The organism is Pseudactinotalea suaedae (assembly GCF_009733815.1).
In the GTDB taxonomy this organism is placed as follows: domain Bacteria; phylum Actinomycetota; class Actinomycetes; order Actinomycetales; family Beutenbergiaceae; genus Pseudactinotalea; species Pseudactinotalea suaedae.
Genome location: NZ_WNXY01000014.1, coordinates 21,162 through 43,492, shown reverse-complemented (window position 1 = coordinate 43,492; position 22,331 = coordinate 21,162). Strand labels below are relative to the sequence as shown.

Annotated in this window: 23 protein-coding genes; 13 read left to right on the top strand and 10 right to left on the bottom strand. The window is 70.8% G+C overall.

What is annotated here, in order from left to right; genetic code table 11:
- The first annotated feature begins 19 nt into the window (after positions 1-19).
- The 7 genes from GPA04_RS20120 to GPA04_RS20090 all read left to right on the top strand — a co-directional run bounded on the left by GPA04_RS20120 (position 20) and on the right by GPA04_RS20090 (position 3,577).
- Positions 20-187 carry a hypothetical protein gene (locus tag GPA04_RS20120; RefSeq protein WP_156226013.1) on the top strand — a complete coding sequence of 56 codons (168 nt, stop codon included), beginning with the start codon at positions 20-22 and terminating at the stop codon, positions 185-187.
- Positions 187-1,017, top strand: coding sequence for a hypothetical protein (locus GPA04_RS20115; RefSeq protein ID WP_156226012.1), 831 nt, complete (start codon positions 187-189; stop codon positions 1,015-1,017). The genes GPA04_RS20120 and GPA04_RS20115 overlap by 1 nt, the downstream gene beginning before the upstream one ends.
- Before the next feature lie 8 nt (positions 1,018-1,025).
- Positions 1,026-1,532, top strand: a complete 507-nt coding sequence (locus GPA04_RS20110) for a hypothetical protein (RefSeq protein ID WP_156226011.1) — start codon at positions 1,026-1,028, stop codon at positions 1,530-1,532.
- 3 nt (positions 1,533-1,535) lie between these two features.
- Positions 1,536-1,979: a hypothetical protein gene (locus tag GPA04_RS20105; protein ID WP_156226010.1), complete on the top strand. Its 444-nt coding sequence runs from the start codon at positions 1,536-1,538 to the stop codon at positions 1,977-1,979.
- The gene (locus GPA04_RS20100; RefSeq protein ID WP_156226009.1) at positions 1,976-2,281 is read left to right on the top strand and encodes a hypothetical protein; all 306 of its coding nucleotides are present in this window, start codon (positions 1,976-1,978) and stop codon (positions 2,279-2,281) included. Before GPA04_RS20105 ends, GPA04_RS20100 begins: the two co-directional genes overlap by 4 nt.
- Positions 2,282-2,370: 89 nt before the next feature.
- Positions 2,371-2,637, top strand: coding sequence for a hypothetical protein (locus tag GPA04_RS20095; protein ID WP_156226008.1), 267 nt, complete (start codon positions 2,371-2,373; stop codon positions 2,635-2,637).
- 457 nt (positions 2,638-3,094) lie between these two features.
- Positions 3,095-3,577, top strand: coding sequence for a hypothetical protein (locus GPA04_RS20090; protein WP_156226007.1), 483 nt, complete (start codon positions 3,095-3,097; stop codon positions 3,575-3,577).
- A 265-nt stretch (positions 3,578-3,842) separates the two neighbouring features.
- Here GPA04_RS20090 and GPA04_RS20085 read toward each other — a convergent pair whose 3' ends face one another.
- The 7 genes from GPA04_RS20085 to GPA04_RS20055 all read right to left on the bottom strand — a co-directional run bounded on the left by GPA04_RS20085 (position 3,843) and on the right by GPA04_RS20055 (position 9,645).
- A complete protein-coding gene (locus GPA04_RS20085) occupies positions 3,843-4,790 on the bottom strand; it encodes a type II secretion system F family protein (protein WP_156226006.1) in 948 nt (315 codons plus the stop codon).
- Positions 4,787-5,638 (bottom strand): type II secretion system F family protein, encoded by an 852-nt coding sequence (locus GPA04_RS20080; protein ID WP_156226005.1) that lies wholly within the window; start codon positions 5,636-5,638, stop codon positions 4,787-4,789. Before GPA04_RS20080 ends, GPA04_RS20085 begins: the two co-directional genes overlap by 4 nt.
- A gap of 4 nt (positions 5,639-5,642) precedes the next feature.
- Positions 5,643-6,872, bottom strand: coding sequence for a TadA family conjugal transfer-associated ATPase (locus tag GPA04_RS20075; RefSeq protein WP_156226004.1), 1,230 nt, complete (start codon positions 6,870-6,872; stop codon positions 5,643-5,645).
- 135 nt (positions 6,873-7,007) lie between these two features.
- Positions 7,008-7,364, bottom strand: coding sequence for a nuclear transport factor 2 family protein (locus GPA04_RS20070; protein ID WP_156226003.1), 357 nt, complete (start codon positions 7,362-7,364; stop codon positions 7,008-7,010).
- Positions 7,365-7,500: 136 nt separating this feature from the next.
- Positions 7,501-8,229: an alpha/beta fold hydrolase gene (locus tag GPA04_RS20065; RefSeq protein WP_156226002.1), complete on the bottom strand. Its 729-nt coding sequence runs from the start codon at positions 8,227-8,229 to the stop codon at positions 7,501-7,503.
- Positions 8,230-8,324: 95 nt separating this feature from the next.
- The gene (locus GPA04_RS20060; RefSeq protein WP_156226001.1) at positions 8,325-8,855 is read right to left on the bottom strand and encodes a RidA family protein; all 531 of its coding nucleotides are present in this window, start codon (positions 8,853-8,855) and stop codon (positions 8,325-8,327) included.
- Between the two features lie 52 nt (positions 8,856-8,907).
- Positions 8,908-9,645: an alpha/beta fold hydrolase gene (locus tag GPA04_RS20055; protein WP_156226000.1), complete on the bottom strand. Its 738-nt coding sequence runs from the start codon at positions 9,643-9,645 to the stop codon at positions 8,908-8,910.
- A gap of 242 nt (positions 9,646-9,887) precedes the next feature.
- Here GPA04_RS20055 and GPA04_RS20050 point away from each other — a divergent pair, with 242 nt between their 5' ends.
- Entirely contained in the window at positions 9,888-11,117 is a 1,230-nt protein-coding gene (locus GPA04_RS20050; protein ID WP_156225999.1) for a cation:proton antiporter, read from the top strand.
- Here GPA04_RS20050 and GPA04_RS20045 read toward each other — a convergent pair.
- On the bottom strand, positions 11,074-13,809 hold the full coding sequence (locus tag GPA04_RS20045; protein WP_162458677.1) for a helix-turn-helix transcriptional regulator: 2,736 nt from the start codon (positions 13,807-13,809) through the stop codon (positions 11,074-11,076). The genes GPA04_RS20050 and GPA04_RS20045 overlap by 44 nt on opposite strands.
- Positions 13,810-14,182: 373 nt before the next feature.
- On the opposite strand from GPA04_RS20045, the gene GPA04_RS20040 reads away from it, so the two are divergent.
- Together GPA04_RS20040 and GPA04_RS20035 are read left to right on the top strand one after the other, a co-directional pair.
- On the top strand, positions 14,183-16,930 hold the full coding sequence (locus tag GPA04_RS20040; RefSeq protein WP_162458676.1) for an ATP-binding protein: 2,748 nt from the start codon (positions 14,183-14,185) through the stop codon (positions 16,928-16,930).
- 197 nt (positions 16,931-17,127) lie between these two features.
- Positions 17,128-18,117: an alpha/beta hydrolase gene (locus GPA04_RS20035; RefSeq protein ID WP_156225996.1), complete on the top strand. Its 990-nt coding sequence runs from the start codon at positions 17,128-17,130 to the stop codon at positions 18,115-18,117.
- 130 nt (positions 18,118-18,247) lie between these two features.
- Here the strand turns inward: GPA04_RS20035 and GPA04_RS20030 are convergent, their stop codons facing one another.
- On the bottom strand, positions 18,248-19,663 hold the full coding sequence (locus GPA04_RS20030; RefSeq protein WP_241680946.1) for an MFS transporter: 1,416 nt from the start codon (positions 19,661-19,663) through the stop codon (positions 18,248-18,250).
- A gap of 94 nt (positions 19,664-19,757) precedes the next feature.
- On the opposite strand from GPA04_RS20030, the gene GPA04_RS20025 reads away from it, so the two are divergent.
- Both GPA04_RS20025 and GPA04_RS20020 read left to right on the top strand, forming a co-directional pair.
- Entirely contained in the window at positions 19,758-20,201 is a 444-nt protein-coding gene (locus tag GPA04_RS20025; RefSeq protein ID WP_241680945.1) for a winged helix-turn-helix transcriptional regulator, read from the top strand.
- 61 nt (positions 20,202-20,262) lie between these two features.
- Entirely contained in the window at positions 20,263-20,958 is a 696-nt protein-coding gene (locus GPA04_RS20020; protein ID WP_156225994.1) for a haloacid dehalogenase type II, read from the top strand.
- Here GPA04_RS20020 and GPA04_RS20015 read toward each other — a convergent pair.
- Positions 20,924-21,880, bottom strand: coding sequence for an alpha/beta fold hydrolase (locus tag GPA04_RS20015; RefSeq protein WP_156225993.1), 957 nt, complete (start codon positions 21,878-21,880; stop codon positions 20,924-20,926). The two genes, GPA04_RS20020 and GPA04_RS20015, sit on opposite strands and share 35 nt — an antisense overlap.
- A 55-nt stretch (positions 21,881-21,935) precedes the next feature.
- Here GPA04_RS20015 and GPA04_RS20010 point away from each other — a divergent pair, with 55 nt between their 5' ends.
- Positions 21,936-22,331 carry a MerR family transcriptional regulator gene (locus tag GPA04_RS20010; RefSeq protein ID WP_156225992.1) on the top strand — a complete coding sequence of 132 codons (396 nt, stop codon included), beginning with the start codon at positions 21,936-21,938 and terminating at the stop codon, positions 22,329-22,331.

Sequence of the window (22,331 nt, the reverse complement as noted above, 5' to 3'; positions counted from 1 at the left end):
CCAGATCGGAGGCTCTGCCATGTCCACCCCACTCGAGCTCATCGAGGACGACCAGGCCCCGGAAGTCGCTGCCGTCCCCGCTGAGCAGATCCCGCCGTTCCCGGAGGAGCTGATCGAGGGAGTCGCTGACGACCCCGACGCCCCTGACCTGGACGAGCTGGACCGCGCCGACGCCGAGACACGCTGATGGCGCTGCCCACCGTCGCCGAGCGGGTTCGCCGCGCTACCGCCGCCATCGGCAAGGGCGCCAACTTCGCCGGCATGTGCGAGAAGTTCACCCGCGGGCACTTCGGGTTCCCGGCGCGGTACGCCTCCGCGCGCCTGGCCCGGATCGCATCCCAGGGCGCCGGCGGCTGGCACGCCGGCGACTACAACGCCCCCGCCGGGGTGCCGGTGTTCTTCGACCTGCACTACGGCAAGAACGCCTCCTACGACCACGTCGCCATCAGCGTGGGCGGCGGGTACTGCATCAGCACCAGCGCCGGCCCTGGCGGCACCGTGGCGAAGGTCCGCATCAAGGACCTCGAGCGGGCCTGGGCAGGCGTCGGCTGCGACTACCAGGGCTGGGCCGAGATCTACCACGGCCAGCGCGTCTACACGAAGCCGAAGGCCAGCACGCCGCCCAAGCAGGCGCCCAGCGGCGGGCTCACCATCCCCGGAGTCACCTCCTCCCGCGACTACCCCTACGCGGCGATGTCGACCAGCTCGACGGCCTCGAACCTGGACAAGGCGTGGGCGACGCTGCTGTTCGCGGCGGGTTACCGCACCCGCTACCTCAAGGACCGGATGCGGAAGTGGCTGCAGGCGTCCAACGTCGCCGAGTACGACGGCCCAGCCGGCACCGCCAAGGCCCACGACAAGGCCCAGATGAAGGCGCTGCAGCGGGTCCTGCGCTCGCGGCGCTACTACCTCGGCGCAATCGACGGCATCCGCGGTCCGCTGATGCTCGCCGGCGAGGCGAAGTGGCTCAACTCCCAGGCACCCAACGTGGTGCGGATCATCCGCACCGGAAAGTGAGTACTCCCATGCAAACCGCAACCCGCATCCTCTGGAAGGTCGCGACGCTGCTGCTCGCGATCCTGATCGGCCTGGCGTTCACGCTAGCCCTGCTGGCCGACCCCGCGCACGCCTCGACCGGTGCCGAGCTCGCACCGACGCCGGCGATCACCTTCGGGCTGGACTGGATCGCAGGGCTCAACCTGCTGGTCTCGCTGGTGCTGCCCGCGTTCGTCGCGTTCGTCACCACGCGGCTGACGCAGTCCCGCACCAAGGTCGTGCTGCTGGCCGGCCTGAACGCCCTCACGGCCGCGCTGGGCGAGCTGCTCCGCACCGCCAGCGAGGGCGCTACCTACGACGCCGGCACCGCGCTCCTGACGTTCGTCGCCGGCCTCGTGGTGTCCTGGCTCGCCTACGACAAGGCGTGGAAGAAGGCCGGCATCACCTCCGAGACCGTGGGGCGCGGCCGCGTCGTCGAGGGCACCTTCACCGACGGGGCCGGCCGGCACGCCGCTAACGGCGCAGAGCCGGTCTGAGTCGTGCGAGGCGACCACACCAACCGGCGGCTGTGGCCCCGCATCAACGGCCGGCGCGGGACGTACCTGCTGTTCAAAGGTCTGCTGTTCATCTTCATCGGACTGGCCTACCTCGTCCCCACGCCCTCACCCGGAACCGAACGCTCCTTGTCGTTCCTGCTGGAGTTCCGAATCCCGTTCTGGGCGATCGGCGTGGGCTGGTTCCTTGCAGGCCTGGTCGGCATCGTCGGGGCGTTTTTCCGCAAGGACGGGTGGGCGTTCGGCATGCTCGCTGCCGTGGCGTCGGGGTGGACCCTGATCTACCTGATCAGCTGGGCCACCGGCGGATCGCCCCGCGGGTACTTCCTGGCCTTGCCGTTCGCTGCGATCGCCGGCGCCACCATCATCGTCTCGGGGATGGTGTCGGCGGGCGAGGTGCTGCGTCAACGTCCGGACGGCGGCGGGTGAGCGGCGCACTGGCCTGGTGGCAGCTGCTGATCGGCGCCGTCGTCACCGTGGCCGGCTCGTGGGTCGCTGCCCGGTACGCGAACCGGGCGTCGGTGAAGGTGGCTCAGGTCTCGGTCGAGGAGGGTGCGTTCTTGCGGGCGGAGGGGATCTACAAGAACGCCATCTCTCGACTGGAGGAGGAGCTCGACGTCGAGCGGAAAGCCCGGCAGGCGCTCGCCGCCGAGTTCAAGACCGCTCGTGAGGAGTGGAAGACCGAACGCGGCGAACTCCAGGCGCGCATCGAGACCCTCGAGAAGGCCTGAACCGCACCGCCACGATTCTGAGCCCCGCTCGACCCATCACAGGGTCGGGCGGGGCACATTCGTCGTACCCGGGTGCGACGCTCCGTGCCGTGGTGGGAGCCTGGTACGACGATCAGGAGCAGCTGCTCAACGGGTTGCCCGTACCGACGCGCTTCACCGAAGCTGGCTGGCCACCGATCCCGATCGTCGCCCGCCTGGTGTGGGAGTCCGGGGAGAAGTACGTCGACACCGTCGCTGAAGCGTGGACCCGTGCGGCGGTGCTGGTCGAGCAGCTCGACCCACGTTCACCCTTCCGGGGAGTCTGGATCCCCGCCGAGGACGTTGTACGTCGCCGCCGGGGTCCGAGTCAGCAATAGGACGTAGAAATGCCATCCCGGCCTTGTCGGTGACAAGGGGCTGGTGTATACTAGTGCATAAGCCAGGCAACCGGTTTGGCGAAACTCAATAGGGACGAAAGGAGGTACCCCCTCATGGCCAAGGGTCAGCGACCCGAGGACCTTGTCGCACTGGCAGAGTCACAGGGCTGGGAGAGCAAGTCGACCAAGAACGGTTGGCATCTCATACCACCCGATCCGACGAAGCCGATCGTGGCGCTCCACAGGACACCAAGCGATCATCGTTGGTTCCAGAACGCACTGCAGCGACTGAAGAGGTCGGGCCTGATCACCGGCTAGTTGTGATCAGACCTACGGGTGGTGAGGTGGTAGCCGTCGCGCCAACGGCGGCTACCACCAAACCATAGGACCAACGCCGCTCATGAGCAACCGGTACCGACCGACTCCCTACCGAACACCGAGAGAGGAAGTGAATCCAATGACCACGGCCACGTGGTACGCCGACATCGACTTTGTCTCCCCCCGGCCCTTGACCGAGGACGACATCGATGACGCGCTCACCAAACTGCTCGACCGTGGAGGCGTTGTTAGCGTCTCCCGCGACGGCAGTAAGGGAGGCGCATCGTTCACAGTAGATGCCGAGACGGCCACCGAGGCATCTGCGGTCGCTGCATCAACCATCACTCGCACTGTTCCTGGCCTCGGCCAGGACAGCATTGTGAGGCTTGACATCCGCACTGAGGAAGTAGCTCAGGCAGATGCCGAAGCTCCGTCCATCCCCGATCTCGTCGGCTACGCCGAGATCGCCACACTGGCCGGTGTGTCTCGCCAGCGTGCGAGGGAGTTCGCCGAGAAGGCAGACTTTCCCGTCGCAGTGGTGGAGACATCCTCCGGACCGTTGCGGTTGCGGACGGCAGTTGAGCGGTGGATCGCTCATCGCAAGACGCCCACGCGCGGATAGTACGCGCCGGGCATAGCAGGCAGGGCCCCTCATCCGTTCCAGGGTGAGGGGCCCTGCTGCATTGGCCGAACCGCCATGCTCAGACACCCGCGCCCGCTCGCGCTGCCACAATCTGACCGACCTACTCGGGTCGTGTGGGTGAAGTCAGGTCTTAGTGATCAGCGTGATCATGACCCAGCCGGGTACGTCGCCGCGGTCCGGCTCGGCCCACAGAGCGGCCCAGCGCCGCCGGAGAGCTTTCATGTCGGTGTCCTTCCATCGGAGGTCAGAGGGTGATCGCGAGCACGGACAGGCCCGGGAACACGGCGAACAGGATCGTGACCGGCAGCATCAGGAAGACGACCGGGATCATCATCAACACCTCGCGGCGGCCGCCCTCCTCCATGAGGGCTCGGTGACCGACCTCGCGGGCGTCCTGTGCCTGCGCGCGCAGGACGTCCGCGAGCGGCGTGCCTCGCTCGACGGCGGTGGAGACGCCATCGGTGAAGCGCGCGATGCTCGCGAGCTCGGTTCGGCGGGCCATGGCGTCGAGCGCGACGGCGAGACCCACCCCGGAGCGGACATCGGCGAGGGTGGTGCGGATCTCCGTGGAGATCTCGCCGCGGGTGGTGCGGCTGACGCGCTCCAGGGCCGCGAGCGGTGACTCCCCGGCACCCACCGCGAGCGCCAGGAGCTCGGCGATGGTGGGGAACTCGGCGATCATGCGCCGCTCGCGCCGTGCCACCTGCTGGGTGAGCAGCTGGTCGCGCAGCAGCGCACCGCCCACCGCGCAGAGCACGACGAGTGCGACCAGCGGGACCAGCGAGACACCGCGTGCGACGCCGATCACCAGCGCCAGCACCAGCCCGATCGCCAGGCCGAGGGTCGCCCAGATCACCTGCTCGGTACGGAAGGCCTCGAGCGTGGTGGGGCTGCCCGCGCGGACCAGCCGACGTCGGATCGAGTGGGCGCCGCTGCCCAGGCGCTCGAGGAGCCGACCGACGTCGCGAACCACGGGGCGCACGATCCGTTCCACGGTGGGGAACGGTGTGATGACGTGGCTGTCCACGAGAAGTCGGGACGTCGTCGGGCGTTCTTGCAGGTACGGGGCAACCCGGTCGACGAGGCGGACACGGCGGGCTGAGAGACGCCAGAGCGCCAGGACGAGGCCGACGCCGAAGACCAGACCGATGCCGGCGCCGGTGAGCCCGGCGGGCGTGAGCAACGCGGTCACCGGAGCACCCGGACGTCCTCGGGCAGCCGCCCGAGCCGGACCATCGCCTGATAGGCGACCGCCGAGGCGACCGCTCCGACGAGCAGCACGAGCACCCCGGTGGCCGAGTTGTACGCCTGGATCGTGCTCGACTGGGTGCTGAGCATGGCCAGGACGAGCCAGGGTGCCGCCGCGGCGAGCCGTGCACCGTTGACGGTCCAGGACTGGCGCGCCTCGAGCTCGCCCCGCGCGCGCAGGTCGTCGCGCAGGAACTGCGAGAGCGTGCGGAGCAACCGGCCGAGATCGGTGCCGCCGACGTCACGGGTCAGCCGCAGCGCCTCGACGAGACGGTCCGCGACCGGGTCCGCGAGCCGTGCCTTGAGGAGATCGAGGGAGTCGGTGAACCGCCCCGAGGCGCGGTAATCACGCGCGAACTGGGTGAACTCGGCACGGAGCTGCTCAGGGCCACGCTCGGCGAGCGCGATCAACGACTCCGGCAGCGACAGCCCGGCGCGGATGCCGGAGGCGAGGTCGTCGACGACGTCGGGCCACAAACCACGCAGCTCATTGCGGCGGCGACGCGACTTCGCTCGCACGTACGCGGTCGGTGCGGCACCGGCCATGACCGCGAAGCAGACCGCGATCGGCGGCGTGGCGGTGATCGCGAGGCCGACGAGCAGGACCGCGGCGCCGAGACCGATCGAGGTCCCGACGAACGCCCCGACCGAGACGCCTGGCATGCCCGCCTGGGTGAGCATGTCGCGGGCGCGGGTGGTCCAGGGTGAGGGGACGCGCTCGCGTCGCGGCCAGAACGACCACCACACGCAGAGCAGTCCGGCGCCCAGCAGCAGCCCTGCCGCGGTCCCCATCAGCTCAGCCCGCGTGCGCCAGCAGCGCGTGCAGGTCGTAGCCGGCGCGGCGGAACCGGTCCTCGTGCGGTGGGTAGCCATCGGTGCGGACGAGGTTCTCCTCGCGACGCTCGAACAGCGAGGACGTCTCGATCATGCCCTCCTCGACGCGGCCCGCGAGGGCGATGATCTCCCGGGTGCGGCGGACGCCGTCGCGGTCGAGGTCGAGATGGACCACCAGGTCGATCGCAGCCGCCACGGTGGGCACCACGAACCGGTCGGAGACGTTCTCACCTGCCAGCAGCGGTAACGTGCACATCTTCGTGACGGCCTCGCGGGCGGAGTTCGCGTGGATGGTCGCCAGCCCGGGGTTGCCGGCGTTGAGGGCGATCAGGAGGTCGAGCGCCTCGGCCTCGCGGACCTCCCCGATGATGATGCGGTCCGGCCGCATCCGGAGGGCCTCCTTGACGAGCCGCCGCAACGGGATCTCGCCGGCACCTTCAAGATTCGGCTGCCGGCACTGCAGGGCGACGACGTCCCTGCCCGCGAGCCTGAGCTCGAAGACCTCCTCGCACGTGATGACGTGCTCGTGGCTCGGGATGCTGCCGGCCAACGCGTTGACCATGGTGGTCTTCCCGGCCTGGGTGGCGCCGCTGACCAGCACGTTCAGGCCGGAGACCACGGCCGCGTCGAGGAACGTGGCCGCCTGCGGGGTCACCGATCCCAGCGCCACGAGGTCCTGCAGCCGGCTGGCGCGCGCCACGTACTTGCGGATGTTGACGGCCCAGTGCGTGCGGGTGACATCGGGTATGACCGCGTGCAGCCGCTCACCCGTGGGCAACGAGGCATCCACGAACGGCGTGCTCAGGTCGAGCCGCCTGCCGCTGCTGCGGAGCATCCGCTCCACCAGGTCACGGACCTGGGCGGCGGTGAGGATCGTCGTCGTCAGCTCGGCACGACCGGAGCGGGCGACGAAGATCTTGCCCGGCTCGTTGATCCAGATCTCCTCGATCGCCGGGTCGTCGAGGTACTTCTGGAGCGGACCGAGGCCGACGACGGCGTCATGGAGCGCCTTCGTCGCCTCGTTCGGATCCACCAGGCGCGGCACCCGGCCCAGGAGCGAGCGCTCGTCGTAGTCCGCGACGGCATCGGCGATCAGGACCCGGGTCGCCTCCGCATCGGCGCTCGGGTCCAGCCCGCGCCGACGGATCAGCTCACGGACCTCACCCTCGAGGATCGCCACCCCGTCCGCCATCGGCCCCTCCCCTGGCTAGGCGGCACAAACTACCGCCGTCGTCACCAGCACCGCTAGCCCCCCGACCTCGGCTGTGGACAACGCTGGGTCGGCGCAGATCAGTCGGGCGGCCGCGGGTGCTGTCCGAGGGCGCGCTCAGACCTCGATGGCCAACCGGCGGATCAGTCCGTCCTGGAGCTCGAACTGGTACCGCAGCGTGGCCGTGCCGCCAGGGAAGTTCCCGTCGATCCGGATCTGCACGACCACGTGGTCCTCGTCGACGACCTGCTGGCCGATGCGGGTGCTGGTGTAGGTGTACTCGCTCGAGGACCGCTTCATCCAGTCCCTGATCGCCTGGATGCCCTCGTAGGTCCTGCCCTCGTCGAGCACGGTCGCGTCCGGCGTGAACACCGCTGCCGCGTCGAGGTGGCGCTTCTCGTCATGGGCGTCGAGGTAGATGGGCACCGCGGCGGGCACGTGGGTGGGGTCGTAGTCGGTGTAGGTCTGGGTCATGGGGGTCTCCGAGTCTTGTTGGGGTGTCGGGCGGCGTGGGTCGATCGGAAGTGTCTCGCTCCTGACGCACGGATACATCCCCGCCGCGATCACCGCGACGAGGATGTAGCCGTGGCTGCCGAGGTGTGGATCAGCCTCAGCGAGCGGTCTTCTCGGCGGCCTGCAGGATGACATCGGTGACGACTCCGGGCTGGGAGACCGTCACCGCGTGGGAGGCGTCCACCTCGATCAGGTGGGCGTTCGCCCGGTCCGCCATGAAGCGCGAGAGCGCTGCCGGGACTGCGAGGTCCTGCCCCGCCGCCAGCACCCAGGACTCGATCGTCTTCCAGGCGGCACGCGTCGATGCCGCCTCGAACGCGGCCAAGGCCAGCGGGCGCTGGGCCACCGCCATCTGCTGAGCGATGCCGGCGTCGACGTCACCGGCGAACAGCTCGTGGAACCGTGCCTGGTCGATGTAGAGCTCCGAGGCCGTCTCGCCGTACGGCGTCGGGTACGGGACCGGTTGCGCGGCGTCGCCGAGCCGCGCGCCGGGGAACTTGGTCACGAGGTCGACGAGGCTCTCGCCCGGCTCGGCGAGGAAGCTCGCGACGTAGACGAGCGCGGTGACGTCCGGGTGCCCCTCGGCGGCATGGCTCATCACCACACCGCCGTAGGAGTGCCCTGCGACGACGATCGGTCCCTCGATGCTGTCGAGCACGCTGCGCAGGTACGCGGCGTCGCTCTCGATCCCGCGCAGCGGGTTCGCGGCCGCGATCACGGGGTAGCCCGCGTCCCGGAGCGCGTTGATCGAGCCGTTCCAGCTCGAGGAGTCCGCGTAGGCGCCGTGGACCAGCACGATGGTCTGCTTCACAGGGGTGGTGCTCATGAGTGTTCCTTTCGGTGAGGACGCGCTGGTGCGCGCCACATGGGTGGTGACGAAAACGGGTTCTGATGGGGGTGACGGTGCGAGTGCCGCTCGGCTCACGCCGAGTGGGCGTGGGGCCGCTCGGCGACCTCGACCTCGACCTCGAGCTCGATCTCGACGGGCGAGCCGAGCGGCAGCCACGCGACACCGACGGCGGAGCGGGCATGGCGCCCGCGCTCACCGAAGATCTGGCCGATCAGGTGCGAGGCACCGTCGACGACGACCGGTTGCTCGATGAAGCCGTCGGCCGAGGCGACGTAGCCGACCAGCTTGACGACCCGGACGACGTGCTCGAGCGGCACCAGGCCGTGCACGGCGGCGAGGGCGTTCATGACTGCCACACGCGCCAGGTCGGACCCCTCGGGCACGGTGATCGCCTCACCCAGCCGACCCGTGGTAGGCAGGTTGCCGTCGACGAACGGGAGCTGACCGGAGGTGAGCACGCGCGTGCCGACGTGCAGCGCCGGCACGTAGGCAGCCACCGCGGCCGGCGCCAGCGGCAGTCGAAGGCCGAGCTCGGCGAGTCGGACGAGCGGTCCGGTCGCCGGCTCGGCAGCCGTGGCCGAGCCCGAGGTGTGGGTGTCCATGGGTTCTCCTTGCTCGGACGGCGACGCATGTCGTGCGCCGGCGGTCGCGGTGCTAGACCATGTGGTTGACGGCGGCCCGGCTCACGTACTTGGCGGCCGTACGGATGGAGTCGGTGACGGCGCCTGCCTGCGACACGGTGATCGCGTGGGAGGCGCCGGGGACCTCGACGGTCTCGATCGCACCGGCGCGCTCGGCCATGAGCCGGTGCAGCGCCACGGGGATGTTGCGGTCCTGGTCGGGGAAGACGAACCACGAGGGCAGCCGCTTCCACGCCGGGTCGACCGCCGCCTCCGTCAGCGCGACGTCCCGCAACGGCCGTTGGGTCGCCGCCATCTGCACGGCGATCCCGAGGGGGACGTCGGCGCAGAACTGCTGGTGGTACAGGTCGGCCCTGATGTAGAAGTCGGTGGTCCCGTCCGCCAGCTCGACGGTCCGGAGCGTCAACGGCAGGGTGCTGCCGGGCAACCGGTTGGTGAGGTCGCCGCAGCTCTCCCCCACCTCGGGCGCGAACCCGGCCACATAGACCAGGCCGACCACGTTGTCCGCTCCCTGAGCGGCCTCGCTGATGACGGCGCCGCCGTAGGAGTGGCCGGCCAGGAGGACCGGACCGTCGATGGCGGTCACGACGCTCCTCACGGCCGCCGCGTCGGCAGCCAGGCTGCGCAGCTCGTTCGGCGCCGCGACGGCCCTGATGCCGCGCTCGCCGAGACGGCTGATCACCTCGTTCCAGCTCGCCGACTCGGCGAAGGCGCCGTGGACGAGGACGACGGTGGGGGTGCTGTGGCTCATGACATCTCCTGGGGGTGTGCCACCACCGACGGTGGCGGATGGGTGATGAGCACGAGCGTGTCGCGGTGCCGTTGGGGCGGCATCCGGGTCGTGCCTAGGCGAGGCCCTAGTCCGCCTCCTGCCCCGCGCACGGCAGGAGCGGACCAGGGGCACCCCGGTAGGTGTCCGGATGCGAACGATCACCCGCAGGCCGACCGTGGGGGTGCTCAGCAGCACCTCCCCCCGTCCGACAGGAGATCCCGATGCCTGACTTCTCGCAGCTGCTCGTCGTCGTCACGATCGCGCTGGCGGTCCCGCTGCTGCTGAGCCTGCGCTCGAGCGCCCCGGTCCCGGCCGTGGTCGTCGAGATCGCTGCGGGCATCGCCGTCGGACCCGCCGTTCTTGGATGGGTGACCATCGACCCGACCATCGAGGTCGTCGCCCTGATCGGGCTGGCCTTCGTGCTGTTCCTCGCCGGCCTCGAGCTCGACCTCGGCCCGCTCCGTGGCCGGGTGCTCACCGTCGTCGGGCTCGGTTTCGTGGTCTCCTGCGTGCTCGCGGCGCTGGCGGCACTCGTCCTGGCCGCGACCGGCCTGGTCGAGACGCCGACCCTGGTGGCCGTCGTGCTGTGCACCACCGCTCTGGGCGTGCTGGTCCCGGTCCTCAAGGACTCGGGCATGCTCGGCTCGCCGTTCGGCTCGGTCGTCATCGCCGCCGGCTCGATCGCCGACATCGGGGCGATCGTGGCCCTGAGCGTGCTGTTCTCCACCGGGGGCAGCCCGGCCTCGAGCGCGGTGCTGGTGTGCGCGCTCGTCGCGGCCGCCGTGCTGGTGTGCCTCACCGCGCGAGGTGCGGCGAGACTCCGCCTGCTTCACCGGGCGCTGCAGCGCCTCGAGGGCTCGAGCGCCCAGATCCGGGTCCGGATCGCGATGGCGTTGCTCATCGGGTTCGCTGCGTTGGCCGAGGCGCTCGGCCTCGAGGTCATCCTCGGCGCGTTCCTGGCCGGCGTCGCGCTGGGCCAGATCAACCGCTCCCACGCCCACAGCGAGCAGTCGCGCTCGAAGCTCGAGGCGATGGGCTACGGGTTCTTCATCCCTGTCTTCTTCGTCGCCAGCGGCGTGACCTTCGACGTCGGAGCGCTCGTGAGCGAGCCCGGCAGCGCGACGCTGGTGCCGATCTTCCTGCTGGCGATGCTCGCTGTCCGCGGGTTGCCGGTGCTGCTCTACCGGCCCACCGTCACGGGCGCGCCCGCTGCCGCCGCCGCGCTGCTGCAAGCGACGTCGTTGCCGTTCGTGGTCGTCGCGACCGCGATCGGGGTCGAGCTCGGCCTCATGGGTACGCAGGAGCAGGCCGCACTCGTGGGTGCGGGACTGCTCTCCGTGCTGCTCTTCCCGGCCGCGGCGACGGCGGTGCTGGCCCGTGCCGCGGCGTCCCAGCCCCGTGGACCGCTCAGCGCGGCGGCAGCGCCGCCCGCAGCTGGGCGCGGGAGGTGATGCCCAGCTTCGCGAACACCTTGTGCAGGTGGTACTCGACAGTGCGCGCGCTGATGAACAGCTGCATGCCGATCTCGGGGTTGGAGAGGCCCTCGACGGCGAGTGCAGCCACCTGGGCCTCGCGCTCGGTGAGATCGACGAGCGTGTCCGGGGTCCGGCGGCGCGCCTGCTCTCCGGTGGCGCGGAGCTCGAGCGAGGCACGGGTCGCGAACGCGGCGGCGCCGGCGGCCTCGAACACCTCCAGCGCCTGGCGCAGTGGCGTCCGTGCGTCCACCCGGCGGGTCTGTCGGCGCAGCCACTCGCCGTACAGCAGCTGGGTCCGCGCGAGGTCCAACCTCATGCCTGCCCGCACCAGGTGCCGCACCGAAGCATCGAAGTGCGCCTCCGCCGCGCCGTCGTCGGCAAGGAGTGCCAGGCACCTGTGCTCGACCCCGAGCGCCCAGGACGAGCCGGTGGCGTCGCTGACGGACCGGGCCACCTCGATCGCGTGCGCCGCCAGGTCCGGCCGGCCTGCGCGTACCGCCGCCTCGACGACCTCGGGCACGGCCCAGGACGAGACGAACGGCTCATCGAGCTTGAGCACGCGCAGCGCCTCGCACAGCGCCTGCTCGTACCGCCCCGATGCCGTGTGTGCCATGGCGCGACCGAGGTCGAGAAGAGCCTCGGCACCACCGGGACCGCCGCCCCGACCTGGGCCACCCGCGCTGGGACAGCCCTCGAGCGCGTCGTCCTGACCTGTGCCGGAGGATCGCCACGCCGCCATCAGGACCGGTGCGAGCACCGGCTCGGCGGCACCGATGCGACGAGCGATCGCCGCCGCCTCCTCCGCGCTGCTCGCGGCAAGGGCGACCTCTCCCCGCAACAGGTGCAGGCACCCCTGGAGATCGAGCGCCCTCGGCAGCCGGGCCAGCTCGCCGGACCTGCGGGCCAGGTCGACCTGTCGCTGCGTGAGCGCCACCCACGCGCCTTCGTCCCGCAGCTCCATAGCCACCCGGACCGCCATCGGCAGCACCGCGGACTCATCGTCACGGCATGCCGCGAGCGCGCGCGCCAGCCCGGCGTGGTCCGGCGTGCCCCCACCGCTCCATCGTGCGACGACCGCCCGGAGCAGCCCGCCGGCCGCGGTCCCGGCAGCGCTGCCCGCCAGACTGCGTGCGTGTCTGGCGACGTCGAGCACACCCCCGCCTGCGCCGAGGCGGCCCGCCGCGGCCGCGGCCTCCAGCGCCGCCAGAGCCACCGACGCCGACAGCACCGGGTCCGTCACCTCGAGCTCGTGGGCCGCGGCCAGCAGGTCACCCGCTGCGTCCACGTGCCCGATCGAGGCGGCGACCTCGGCGGTGACGAGGTACGCCGTCGCGGGTGTCGTCGAGCCCACCAGCCGGTGGTCCAGATCCGCGACGAGCCGGAGCGCGTCGTCGAAGGCGCCGCCGCGCGCGTGCAGGCGCGCAGCCTCGAGCGCGCGTCGCGACCTTTCGCCAGGGTGTTCGCTGAGCGTCGCGGCCATGTTGAGGAACGCCGCCGCGGCGGCGACGCCACCGGCCCGTTCCGCCTGGGACCGAGAGCGCTCGGTCGATGCGGCGAGCCGCTCGTCCTGACCGGTCCACGCTCGCGCTCGGTGCCACGCCGCGTGGTCCGCCCGGTTCTCGACAGCGGTGGCGAGGACGGCGTGAGCACGACGACGCTGGGTCTCGGACGCGGATCGGTACACCAGGTGCCGCATCAGCGGGTGCCGGAAGAGCACCCGTTCCTCGAGCGTGAGCAGCTCCGTCGCGACTGCCGCCTCCGGTGCGGCGGTCGGCAGACCGGCTGCCGCTACCGCGCGGTGGAACGTCGCCACATCTCCCAGCGGTTCGGCTGCGGCCAGCAGCAGCGCGAACGCTGCGTCGTCGTCCGCGCGGCCGACGCGTGCGGTCACGCGGGCGTCGAGTGCGGCGTCCACCCAGGTCGTGGTGTCGACGCGGAACCCGCCCGCGAGCGCGAGCGAGGAGGTGGAGCGGGCGAGCTGGCGGACGACCAGCGGGTTGCCGCGGGTCTCTGCGATCACGCGGTCGCGCACATCGGGATCCAGCCGCCCGAACAGCTCGAGGTCGAGCATCGCGCCTGCCTCGGCGTCTGAGAGCGGGTGGATCCACATCTCGTCGACGCCGGCGAACGCCGCGAGCGTGGCGGGACTGCTCGACGCGAGCAGCAGCGCCACCCGCAGACCAGCCAGCCGACGCGCGGCGACCCCCAGGGCCCGCGCCGAGCTGTCGTCGATCCACTCGGCGGCGTCGAGGACGCAGACGACCGGTCGTTCCTCGGCCAGGTTCGTGAGCAGCGAGACCAGCGCGAGCCCGACGAGCGAGGGCTCGGGTGCTAAGCCTGGAGTCAGCGCGAGCGCGGTCGCGAGCGCCTCCGCCTGGGGCCTCGGCAGCTCGGCGATGCGGTGCTCCACCGGGCCGCACAGCTGCTGCACCGTGCCGTAGGCGATCCCGGACTCCACCTCCACGCCGCTGGCGCGAAGCATCATGCACTCCGCGGTCTGCGCCGCTACGGCCTCCAGCAGATGGGTCTTGCCGCTGCCGCGCGGACCGCGGACCATGACGGCGCGGCCGCTGCCCTCACGTGCGCGATCGATCACCGCGATCAGCGCGGCCCGCTGGTCCTGCAGGCCGATCGTCGTGCGCGTGGGGCCCGAGCGGATCCGAAGCACTCGGCCAGGACCCTGTGTCGGTCCCGCCGCGTGGTCGACTCGGGTGGGCGGTCGCGTCGTCGCGGGGTTCACCGTCATGGTCATGGTCGTCCTCCACGCATCGGATGTGACTCGATGCTGCCCGCGCGCGTGCGTGCGTCGCGTCCTGCATCTGCGTAGTCGTGAAGCTGGGCCATCCGGTGCGTGACTACGTGATCTCTGCGCGAGGCCCACGTGCTCGCGACCGACGACGCGCCTGCGGACCACCGGTCCGCGAATGGCCGGCAACGGTCTCAGAAGCCTGGTGATTCGCCAGACCAGGCAACACACAGATGCGTACACTCAGGATCTGTGATAGAGCGCTGCGTCGCCCGACGTGTCGCGCTGTCCTGACGTGGCGCTCCTGGGCCGCCAGCCCGAGCTCGATCGGCTGGTCGACCTTCTCGAGGCCGCCCGCTCTGGCGCGAGCGGCGCGCTGCTGGTCCGCAGCGCCGCCGGCATGGGCAAGTCGACCTTGCTCGCCGAGGTGGCGACACACGCCCGAAGCATGGGGATCCGCACGAGCGAGCTCCGGGGGGCAGCGGGCGAGGCCGACTTCGGGTTCGCGGCGCTGCAGCGACTGCTGATCCCGTTCATGGACGGCTACAGCGGGTTGCCCGCGCCCCAGCGCGAGGCGCTCGGTGCGGCGATCGGCCTGGCGAGCTCCACCGCACCTGACCGGTTCCTGGTCGGCCTGGCCACCCTCACGCTCCTGGCCGAGACCGAGGCAGACCGTGCCAAGCTGATCGTGATCGACGACGCGCACTGGCTCGACCGGGAGTCCCTGGACGTCCTGGTGTTCGTGGCCCGTCGGATCCAGGCGGAGTCGCTCGCGCTGGTGTTCGCTGCTCGACCCGACGACCGCGTGGCCCGTTCTTTCGACGGTCTCGCCACGGTGGAGCTCTCCGGGCTCTCGGCGGCGGCGACCACCGAGCTCTTGTCGACCGCATCCGGGTCGGTCGTGGATCCTGACGTGGGTCGGCGCCTCGCGGTCGGCACGCAGGGGTGCCCGCTGGCTCTCGTCGAGCTCGTCCGAGCGCTCTCCCCCGGGCACCTGGTCGGCACCATCGACCTGCCCGACCCGCTGCCGATCGGCGATCAGCTCGAGGGCGTCTACGTCGAACGAGTCCGTGTGCTCCCCACGAGCACCCAGCAGATGCTCCTCATCGCTGCTGCCGACTCGCGTGCGGAGCTGGCCACCGTGCTGTCGGCAGCGGCGCTCGGCGGCCTCAGCGCCGACGCCCTGGACGCGGCACGGCACGAGGGTCTGATCGACGTCGCCGGTGCCATCACCTTTCGGCATCCGCTCGTACGCTCGGCGGTCTACCGGAGTGCGACGCCCGCGAGCCGCCGGAGCGCCCACTCCTCCCTTGCGCGGGTGATCGATCCCGCGGCCGAGCCCGACGCGTGGGTGTGGCACCGAGCGCACTCGGTGAGCGGCACCGACGAGGACGTCGCAGCCGCGCTCGAAGCCCGGGGCAACGAGGCCGAACGACGTGGACGCTACGCGGCCCACGCCGCCCTGCTGACACGGGCCGCCGAGCTCACGCCCGAGCCCCGGGTCCGTGCCCAGCGCAGCATGATCGCGGCGAACGCCCTCCTGCTGGCCGGAGCGCCGGGTGAGGCGGCCACGCTCCTCGAGACCATCCGCGTCGAGCACGCCGAACCACTCGTCCAGGCGCAGGTGAAGCGGTTGCGGGCCACGCTCACGTCCATCGTCCGGCTGGCGGAGTCGCTGCCGCTGATGCTCGATGCGGCTCGGGCAACCGAGGCGCTCGAGCCTGCACTGTCGCGGATCATGTACGCCGACTGCCTCTTCATGGTCGTGCTCAGCTCACATCTCGCACAGCCCGATGTCGCGGAGCAGGTCGCAGTCTCCGCCCTCACGTCCCTGGGACCCGACGACACGTCGGTCGTCGACGACCTGATCCGGGCGTTCGCCGCGCGGCTGACCGGGGGCCACACCAGCGCCGTCGGCGCCCTGCGCACCGCGATGCAGTCGATGACGCAGCGCAGCCTTCCGAGCACCTTCCCGCGATGGAGCACCGTCGGCGCCACGATCGCGATCGAGCTGCTCGACATCGACGCCTATCGGCAGATCACGGCACACCACGCCGCGGAGCAACGGTCGCGAGGAGCGCTCGACCTGCTCCGCAGCACGCTGGCGAACCAGGCTCAGGGCGAGGTGTGGTGCGGCAACTTCGGTGCGGCAGCCACCATGTGCGAGACGGTGGCGGAGATCGCACGCTCCATCGGTGACGACACCCTGGCGTGGAAGCTCCTCAGCTCGGAGCTGAGCGCCTGGTGCGAGGACGAGACCGAGTGCCGAGCGATCATCGGCGCCACGCGCTCGGCAGCGATCTCGGAGACGGGCAACGGCCTCATGGTCAACGCCGGGAGCCTGTCGTTGGCGGTCCTGGAGAACAGCCTGGGCAACTACGCCGCCGCGCTGGAGGCGGCGTGGCCCGTGCTGGAGCGGGATCCCTTCATCCAGGGCGGGCGAATCCTCGCCGAGGTCATCGAGGCGGCGCACCGATGTGGCCACGACGACACTGCCGCGACGGCTCTCGACAGGCTGGCCGCGAGGTCCGAGGCCTGCGGCACGGCCTGGGCCGCCGGCCTTCACGCCCGGGGACGAGCGATCCTGGCCGGGGACGACGCCGAGCCGCACTTCCACCGCTCCATATCGGAGCTGCGGAACACGCCCGTCCGAACCGATCTCGCTCGGACGCACCTGCTCTACGGCGAGTGGCTGCGCCGCCAGAACCGACGCAAGGACGCCAGAACCGAGCTCACGACGGCGCACGCGATGTTCGTCGAGATGGGCGCTCCTCGCTTCGCCGGCCGCGCCGCCAGAGAGCTCGCCGCGACAGGGGCGACGGTGCGGCGGCAGCGGACGCCCACGGGCGTGGATCCCCTGACGCCACAGGAGGAGGCGATCGCGCAGCTCGCTGCCGGTCCGGCCACCAACCGCGAGATCGCCGCCAGCCTCTTCCTGAGTGCCAGCACGGTCGACTACCACCTCCGCAAGGTGTACCGAAAGCTGGGTGTCGACTCGCGCAGGCGGCTGGCGGAGGCGCTCGGAGCGCGCTCGACCCCCTGACCCGCAGCGCGCCACACCACGCACCGTGCGGGTGCCCTCTGGGGCCGGGCCGTTCGACACCATGCCCACCCCAGGGTGCGGACCAGGGAGGGCACGGGGGCGACCAGCCCGGTGGTCGCGCACGCTCGTATGACAGCGACCGCGCGAGCCATCGACGCACGCAACGGTCTACCGCACCCTGAGCAAAGGACACGGACATGCACACCTCCCAGGTGATTCTCGAACCCCAGGCCGCGGAGTTCGCGGCAGCCACCGCCGACCCGCCGTACCTGTTCGACCTCGGACCGGTCGAGGGCCGCAAGACCGTGGACGCGGTGCAAGCCGGCGACATCGCCAAGCCGGAGGTGCACGAGGAGTGGCTCACCGTCGAAGGCGGTCCCACCGGATCGGTCGAGGTTCGGGTCGTCAGACCTGTCGACGCGCCCGAGGTGGTGCCGGTGATCCTCTACCTCCACGGCGCCGGTTGGGTCTTCGGCAACGCCCACACCCACGACCGGCTGGTGCGCGAGCTCGCCACCGGCACCGGTGCCGCCGTCGTGTTCCCCGAGTACGACCCGTCGCCCGAGGCCCGCTACCCGACGGCGATCGAGCAGGGCTACGCGGTGGCGCGCTGGGTCGTCGAGCACGCGGCCCACCGGGGTTTCGACCCGACTCGGATCGCCGTCGCCGGTGACTCGGTCGGCGGCAACATGGCGACCGCGCTGGCGCTGATGGCCAAGGAGCGCGGCGACGTCCCGATCGTGCAGCAGGTGCTGTTCTACCCCGTCACCGACGCGTCGTTCGACACCGAGTCCTACCGGCAGTTCGCCACCGGCTACTTCCTGCGTCGTGACGCGATGCAGTGGTTCTGGGACCAGTACACGACCGACGACGCCGCACGCGCCGAGATCACCGCGTCACCGCTGCGGGCCACGCTCGACCAGCTCGCCGGCCTGCCCCCGGCCCTCGTGATCACCGCTGAGGCCGATGTGCTGCGGGACGAGGGAGAGGCGTATGCGAACAAGCTGCGCGCAGCCGGCGTGCCGGTGGTCGCCACCCGCTACCAGGGCATCATTCACGACTTCGTGATGCTCAACGCACTCCGCAGCACCCACGCCGCGCAGGCCGCGATCGACCAGGCCACATCGACCCTGCGTGCGGCGTTCAGCTCCGCTGACCGCCCGCTGCGCGAGCTCCAGGCTCGATGAGAGCACGACCCCGCCGGTGCGTCCGGCGGGGTCGACCTCGCAAGCCCTCACGTGTCGCGACGGCCCGTGCCGCCGCGGCCGTTCGCCGCGGTGGCGGAGCGGATCTCTGCGAAGCTGACGCAGCGCGCGATCAGAGCACGTCCGCTGCTGCGAGGGACCGGTGCTTGCGCACGGCCGCGACGCCGAGAAGGACCGCGAGGACTGCTGCCACCACCGGGACGATCAACGCCCGCCCGTAGTCGTCGAGGCCGGCGGCCCCGTGAGAGCCGGCCAGCACGATGGTCGCCAGGGAGATCCCGAGCGCGGCACCGAACTGGAAGCCCGTGTACACCACCCCACCTGCAACTCCGTGCTCGGCCTCGTCCACGCCTTCGGCCGCCGCCGCGGTGAGCGGTCCGTAGACCAGCGCGAACATGACCGCGATCAGCACCAGCGAGGGGAGCAGCTCCCAGTAGCCCCACATGCCGTCGAACCGCAGCGTCAGGGCGAACGCCAGCGCACCCGCCACCAGGCCCGCGACCATGACCCGGGTGTTGCCGAACCGTTCGACGAGTCGGTGCGTGAGCAGGGGCGCGAGCAGCATGTCGGCACCCATGACCACGAAGGTCAGACCGGTCGCGAGCGGGGTCCAGCCGCGGAAGTCCTGCAGGTAGAGCGTCACCACGTACTGGAAGGCGAAGAACGCGCCCATGAACAGCAGCCCGGCCAGGCTGACCCGGAGCAGCAGTCCTTCACCGAGGACGCCCAGCCGCAACAAGGGGTCGCGCACACGGCGCTCGATGGCCACGAACCCCACCAGCAGCACAGCCGCAGCCGCGACGGCCGCGATCCCGAACGCGTCACCCAGGTCCTCGCCGAGCGCCACGATGCCGTAGATCAGGGAGACCATCGCCAGCGTGAGGGTGATGGCACCACCGACGTCGAAGCCCCCGCGCCGACGTGCCGGGGCATCGGGCCGGATGACCGCTCGGCCCGCTAACCACAGCAGCGTTCCGAGAACCACCGGCGCGAAGAACACCAGGCGCCAGCTGACGTTGGTGAGCATCCCGCCGACCACCACGCCGAGCGTGAAGCCACCAGCACCGATCGCTCCGTAGATCGCCAGCGCGCGGTTCCGCAGGGAGCCCTCGGGGAAGCTGGTGGTCAGCAGGCTGAAGCCTGCCGGCGTCATGAATCCGGCAGTGGCCCCCGTGACGAACCGAGACACCACCAGCACCCAGGGGTCCTGGGCGAGCCCGCCCAGCCCGGAGAACAGGATGAAGACGGCCAGCGCGATCAGGAACACCCGACGGCGACCGAGCAGATCGGCGGTGCGTCCGCCGAAGATCATGAAACCTCCGTAGGCCAGCACGTAGGCGCTGATGACCCAGTGGGCGGTGCCGGTGGTCAGACCGATGTCCGCAGCGATCGCCGGGACCGCGACGTTGAGCATCGCGATGTCGATCCCCTCGAGGAACAGCGCACCGCACACGACGACCAGCACGGCCCAGGCCCTGCGACGGGTGGGATCTGGGGCGGCTGCTTCCGCCACGGTCGACGACGTCACAGTGCGTTCTCCTTGGTTACTCATCATGCCCTAGGCACTACTTGTGCCTAGAAAGATCATGAGTCACCATCGAGACATGGCACAAGAAGGCACTGTGGAGATACCGGGTTCCTCCCAGGTAACCGAGCCGGCCTCGGCCTGCGAGACGTCACCCGACGCCTGCCAGTGGGACGTGCGTGAGGACTGCGACGTCCGCCAGATCCTCGATCGCATCGCCGACAAGTGGTCCTTGTTGGTCATCGCCCTCCTGGAGGTGAAGACGATGCGCTTCGGGGAGCTGAGCAAGGCGATCGACGGCATCAGCAAGCGGATGCTGACCGTGACCCTGCGCAACCTCGAGCGCGACGGCCTGGTCCACCGCACCGTCTACGCCGAGGTCCCGCCTCGCGTCGAGTACCGACTCTCACCGTTGGGTTGCACCCTGCTCACCACGATCCAGTCCCTGGTCAGCTGGACCGAGGAGCACCAGGAGCAGATCGCCCGAGCGAGGGAAGCGTTCGACGCCGCACAGAGGGACCGCGCTGTCGCGGGATCGTGACACCGTGGTCGACGACGACCAGATGCTCGCCCTCGCACACACCTGAGGATCCGAAGGACACATGGACGCTCCCACCCGTGCCTACGACGCCGTCGTGTTCGACATCCTGGGCACGATGGTCGATCAACCCAGCGGGATCGAGTCGGGCATCCGCACCGTGCTCCCGGACCTGGAGGGTGCCGAGGTCCGTCGCCTCGCCGACCTCTGGGACAGGTACGTGGAGGACGAGCAGAACGCCATGCTCGCCGGTAGGCGTCGGTTCGCGACCAGCAGCACCCTCACCCTCGAGGCCGCGACGGCGGTCGCAGCCGAGGCCGGCCTGGGAGGAGAGGAGCAGATCCGGACCCTCGCGGCTGCGAGCGAGCGACTGACGCCGTGGCCGGACTCGGTCCCGGCGCTCGCACAGATCGCCGCGTCCTTTCCCGTCATCGGCCTGTCGAACGCGAGTCGTCAGGCACTCGCCCGCATCAACGCCCATGCCGGACTCCGCTGGCACCAGGTGCTCTCGGCCGAGGACGCCCGAACCTACAAACCCGCACCCGAGGTCTACCGGCTCGCCGCCACCGCCATGAGCTGCCCGCCGGATCGCCTGCTCATGGTCGCGGCGCATGCCTGGGACCTGCGCGGCGCCCAGGCGATCGGGATGCGCACCGCGTACGTGAGCCGTCCCGTCGGTGATCCCCCGAGCCCGGCGGACGCCTTCGACCTCCGGGCCTCGAGCCTCAGTGAGCTCGCCGGGATGCTGAAGCCTGCGTGACCGAGGCCAGGCTGCTCCTGGCCGGCGTGGGCATCCCGGAACGGTCCGGAAAGGTCTCGTCGGCCGGCGTGACCGCCGTCAGCCAGGTCAGCACATCGCGCGCGAGGGCGTCGGCGGCCTCCAGCGGCACCAGGTGCCCGGCGTCGGGAAAGCTGAACACCTCGACCGTTCCTGGGAGTCGGCTCGCGAGCTCGGTCGCCTGGGCGCGAGGGATCCAGGGGTCACGCTCACCCCACCCGATGCGCACCGGGCAACGGACCTGGTCGAGCCGGGCGACAAGCAGTCTGGTGTGCTCGGGCCGCAGCTGGGCGATCTGCCGGTAGAACGCGCGCTGCCCGCGCGGGGAGCACCACGGTCGAGCCAGCTCGTCGACCCACGCGGTGTCGAGGCCCGCGCCACCGGCGCCGGCGATGTACTCGTGGACGAGGGCCGCGTGCAGGTTCGCGGGCAGGGCTGCGAAGACCGCTTCGTGGTCGCCGACGAGCCGGAAGAACGGCGAACCCCACGGGTCGAGCACCACGACGTCGAGAAGGTAGAGCGAGGCGAGATCACGCGAGGTCAGCAGGTGGGCTCCGAGGGCGACGGCGCCACCGATGTCGTGGGCCAGCACATGGGGCCGGTCGAGCCCCCAGTGATCCAGCAGCGCGGCGAGCCGCCGCTGCTGGTGGAGGAGGTCGACGTGCTGCTGGTCCCCGTCGCCGATCGATGCGCCGTAGCCCGGCATGTCCCACAGGAACACCCGGTACCGGGTGGCGAGCGCGCGGACGAGGGGCAGCCACGCCGCTGCGGACCACGGCGTCCCGTGGCAGAGCACCACGTCCGCAGCGGCGGCCCCGTGCTCGGGCTTGATGACGTAGGCCGCGATGTCGGCGCCATCGACGCGGACCGTCTCGGGCTGCGGCAGGATGTCCGGCTCCTTCATGCCGGTCACGCTAAAACTTCAGGTCGACCTGAAGTCAAGCGACCATCATGGGGCCATGAAGATCGGAGAGGTCGCCGCTCGGCTCGGCGTCGCGACCCACGTGCTGCGGCACTGGGAGGACGAGGGCGTCGTCGTTCCTGACCGGACCTCCTCGGGGCACCGCGACTACGCGGAGGAGCACCTGCGCCGTCTGCGGATCGTTCAGTCCTGCCAGGCCGTGGGCCTGCGGCTGGCGGAGATCCGCCTCGTTCTTCACCATGACCAGCAGGGTCGCGAGACTGTGATCGACCGTCGCCTCGACGCGATTCGGCGCCAGCGTGCCGAGCTCGAGAGGGCTGAGACGTTCCTGACGCACGTGCGCACCTGCCGGCACGACCTCGTCACGCGGTGCGCCGCCTGCTCGGCGTACGCGCGGACAGAACGAGCGCGCGAGGTCACCAGCGACTGCTGA

Excerpts from the sequence above, each read along its gene's own strand:
- GPA04_RS20120 (WP_156226013.1), top strand. The coding sequence starts at position 20 with ATGTCCACCCCACTCGAGCTCATCGAGGACGACCAGGCCCCGGAAGTC.
- GPA04_RS20115 (WP_156226012.1), top strand. The coding sequence starts at position 187 with ATGGCGCTGCCCACCGTCGCCGAGCGGGTTCGCCGCGCTACCGCCGCC.
- GPA04_RS20110 (WP_156226011.1), top strand. The coding sequence starts at position 1,026 with ATGCAAACCGCAACCCGCATCCTCTGGAAGGTCGCGACGCTGCTGCTC.
- GPA04_RS20090 (WP_156226007.1), top strand. The coding sequence starts at position 3,095 with ATGACCACGGCCACGTGGTACGCCGACATCGACTTTGTCTCCCCCCGG.
- GPA04_RS20080 (WP_156226005.1), bottom strand. The coding sequence starts at position 5,638 with ATGGGGACCGCGGCAGGGCTGCTGCTGGGCGCCGGACTGCTCTGCGTG.
- GPA04_RS20075 (WP_156226004.1), bottom strand. The coding sequence starts at position 6,872 with ATGGCGGACGGGGTGGCGATCCTCGAGGGTGAGGTCCGTGAGCTGATC.
- GPA04_RS20070 (WP_156226003.1), bottom strand. The coding sequence starts at position 7,364 with ATGACCCAGACCTACACCGACTACGACCCCACCCACGTGCCCGCCGCG.
- GPA04_RS20065 (WP_156226002.1), bottom strand. The coding sequence starts at position 8,229 with ATGAGCACCACCCCTGTGAAGCAGACCATCGTGCTGGTCCACGGCGCC.
- GPA04_RS20060 (WP_156226001.1), bottom strand. The coding sequence starts at position 8,855 with ATGGACACCCACACCTCGGGCTCGGCCACGGCTGCCGAGCCGGCGACC.
- GPA04_RS20055 (WP_156226000.1), bottom strand. The coding sequence starts at position 9,645 with ATGAGCCACAGCACCCCCACCGTCGTCCTCGTCCACGGCGCCTTCGCC.
- GPA04_RS20050 (WP_156225999.1), top strand. The coding sequence starts at position 9,888 with ATGCCTGACTTCTCGCAGCTGCTCGTCGTCGTCACGATCGCGCTGGCG.
- GPA04_RS20035 (WP_156225996.1), top strand. The coding sequence starts at position 17,128 with ATGCACACCTCCCAGGTGATTCTCGAACCCCAGGCCGCGGAGTTCGCG.
- GPA04_RS20020 (WP_156225994.1), top strand. The coding sequence starts at position 20,263 with ATGGACGCTCCCACCCGTGCCTACGACGCCGTCGTGTTCGACATCCTG.
- GPA04_RS20015 (WP_156225993.1), bottom strand. The coding sequence starts at position 21,880 with ATGAAGGAGCCGGACATCCTGCCGCAGCCCGAGACGGTCCGCGTCGAT.
- GPA04_RS20010 (WP_156225992.1), top strand. The coding sequence starts at position 21,936 with ATGAAGATCGGAGAGGTCGCCGCTCGGCTCGGCGTCGCGACCCACGTG.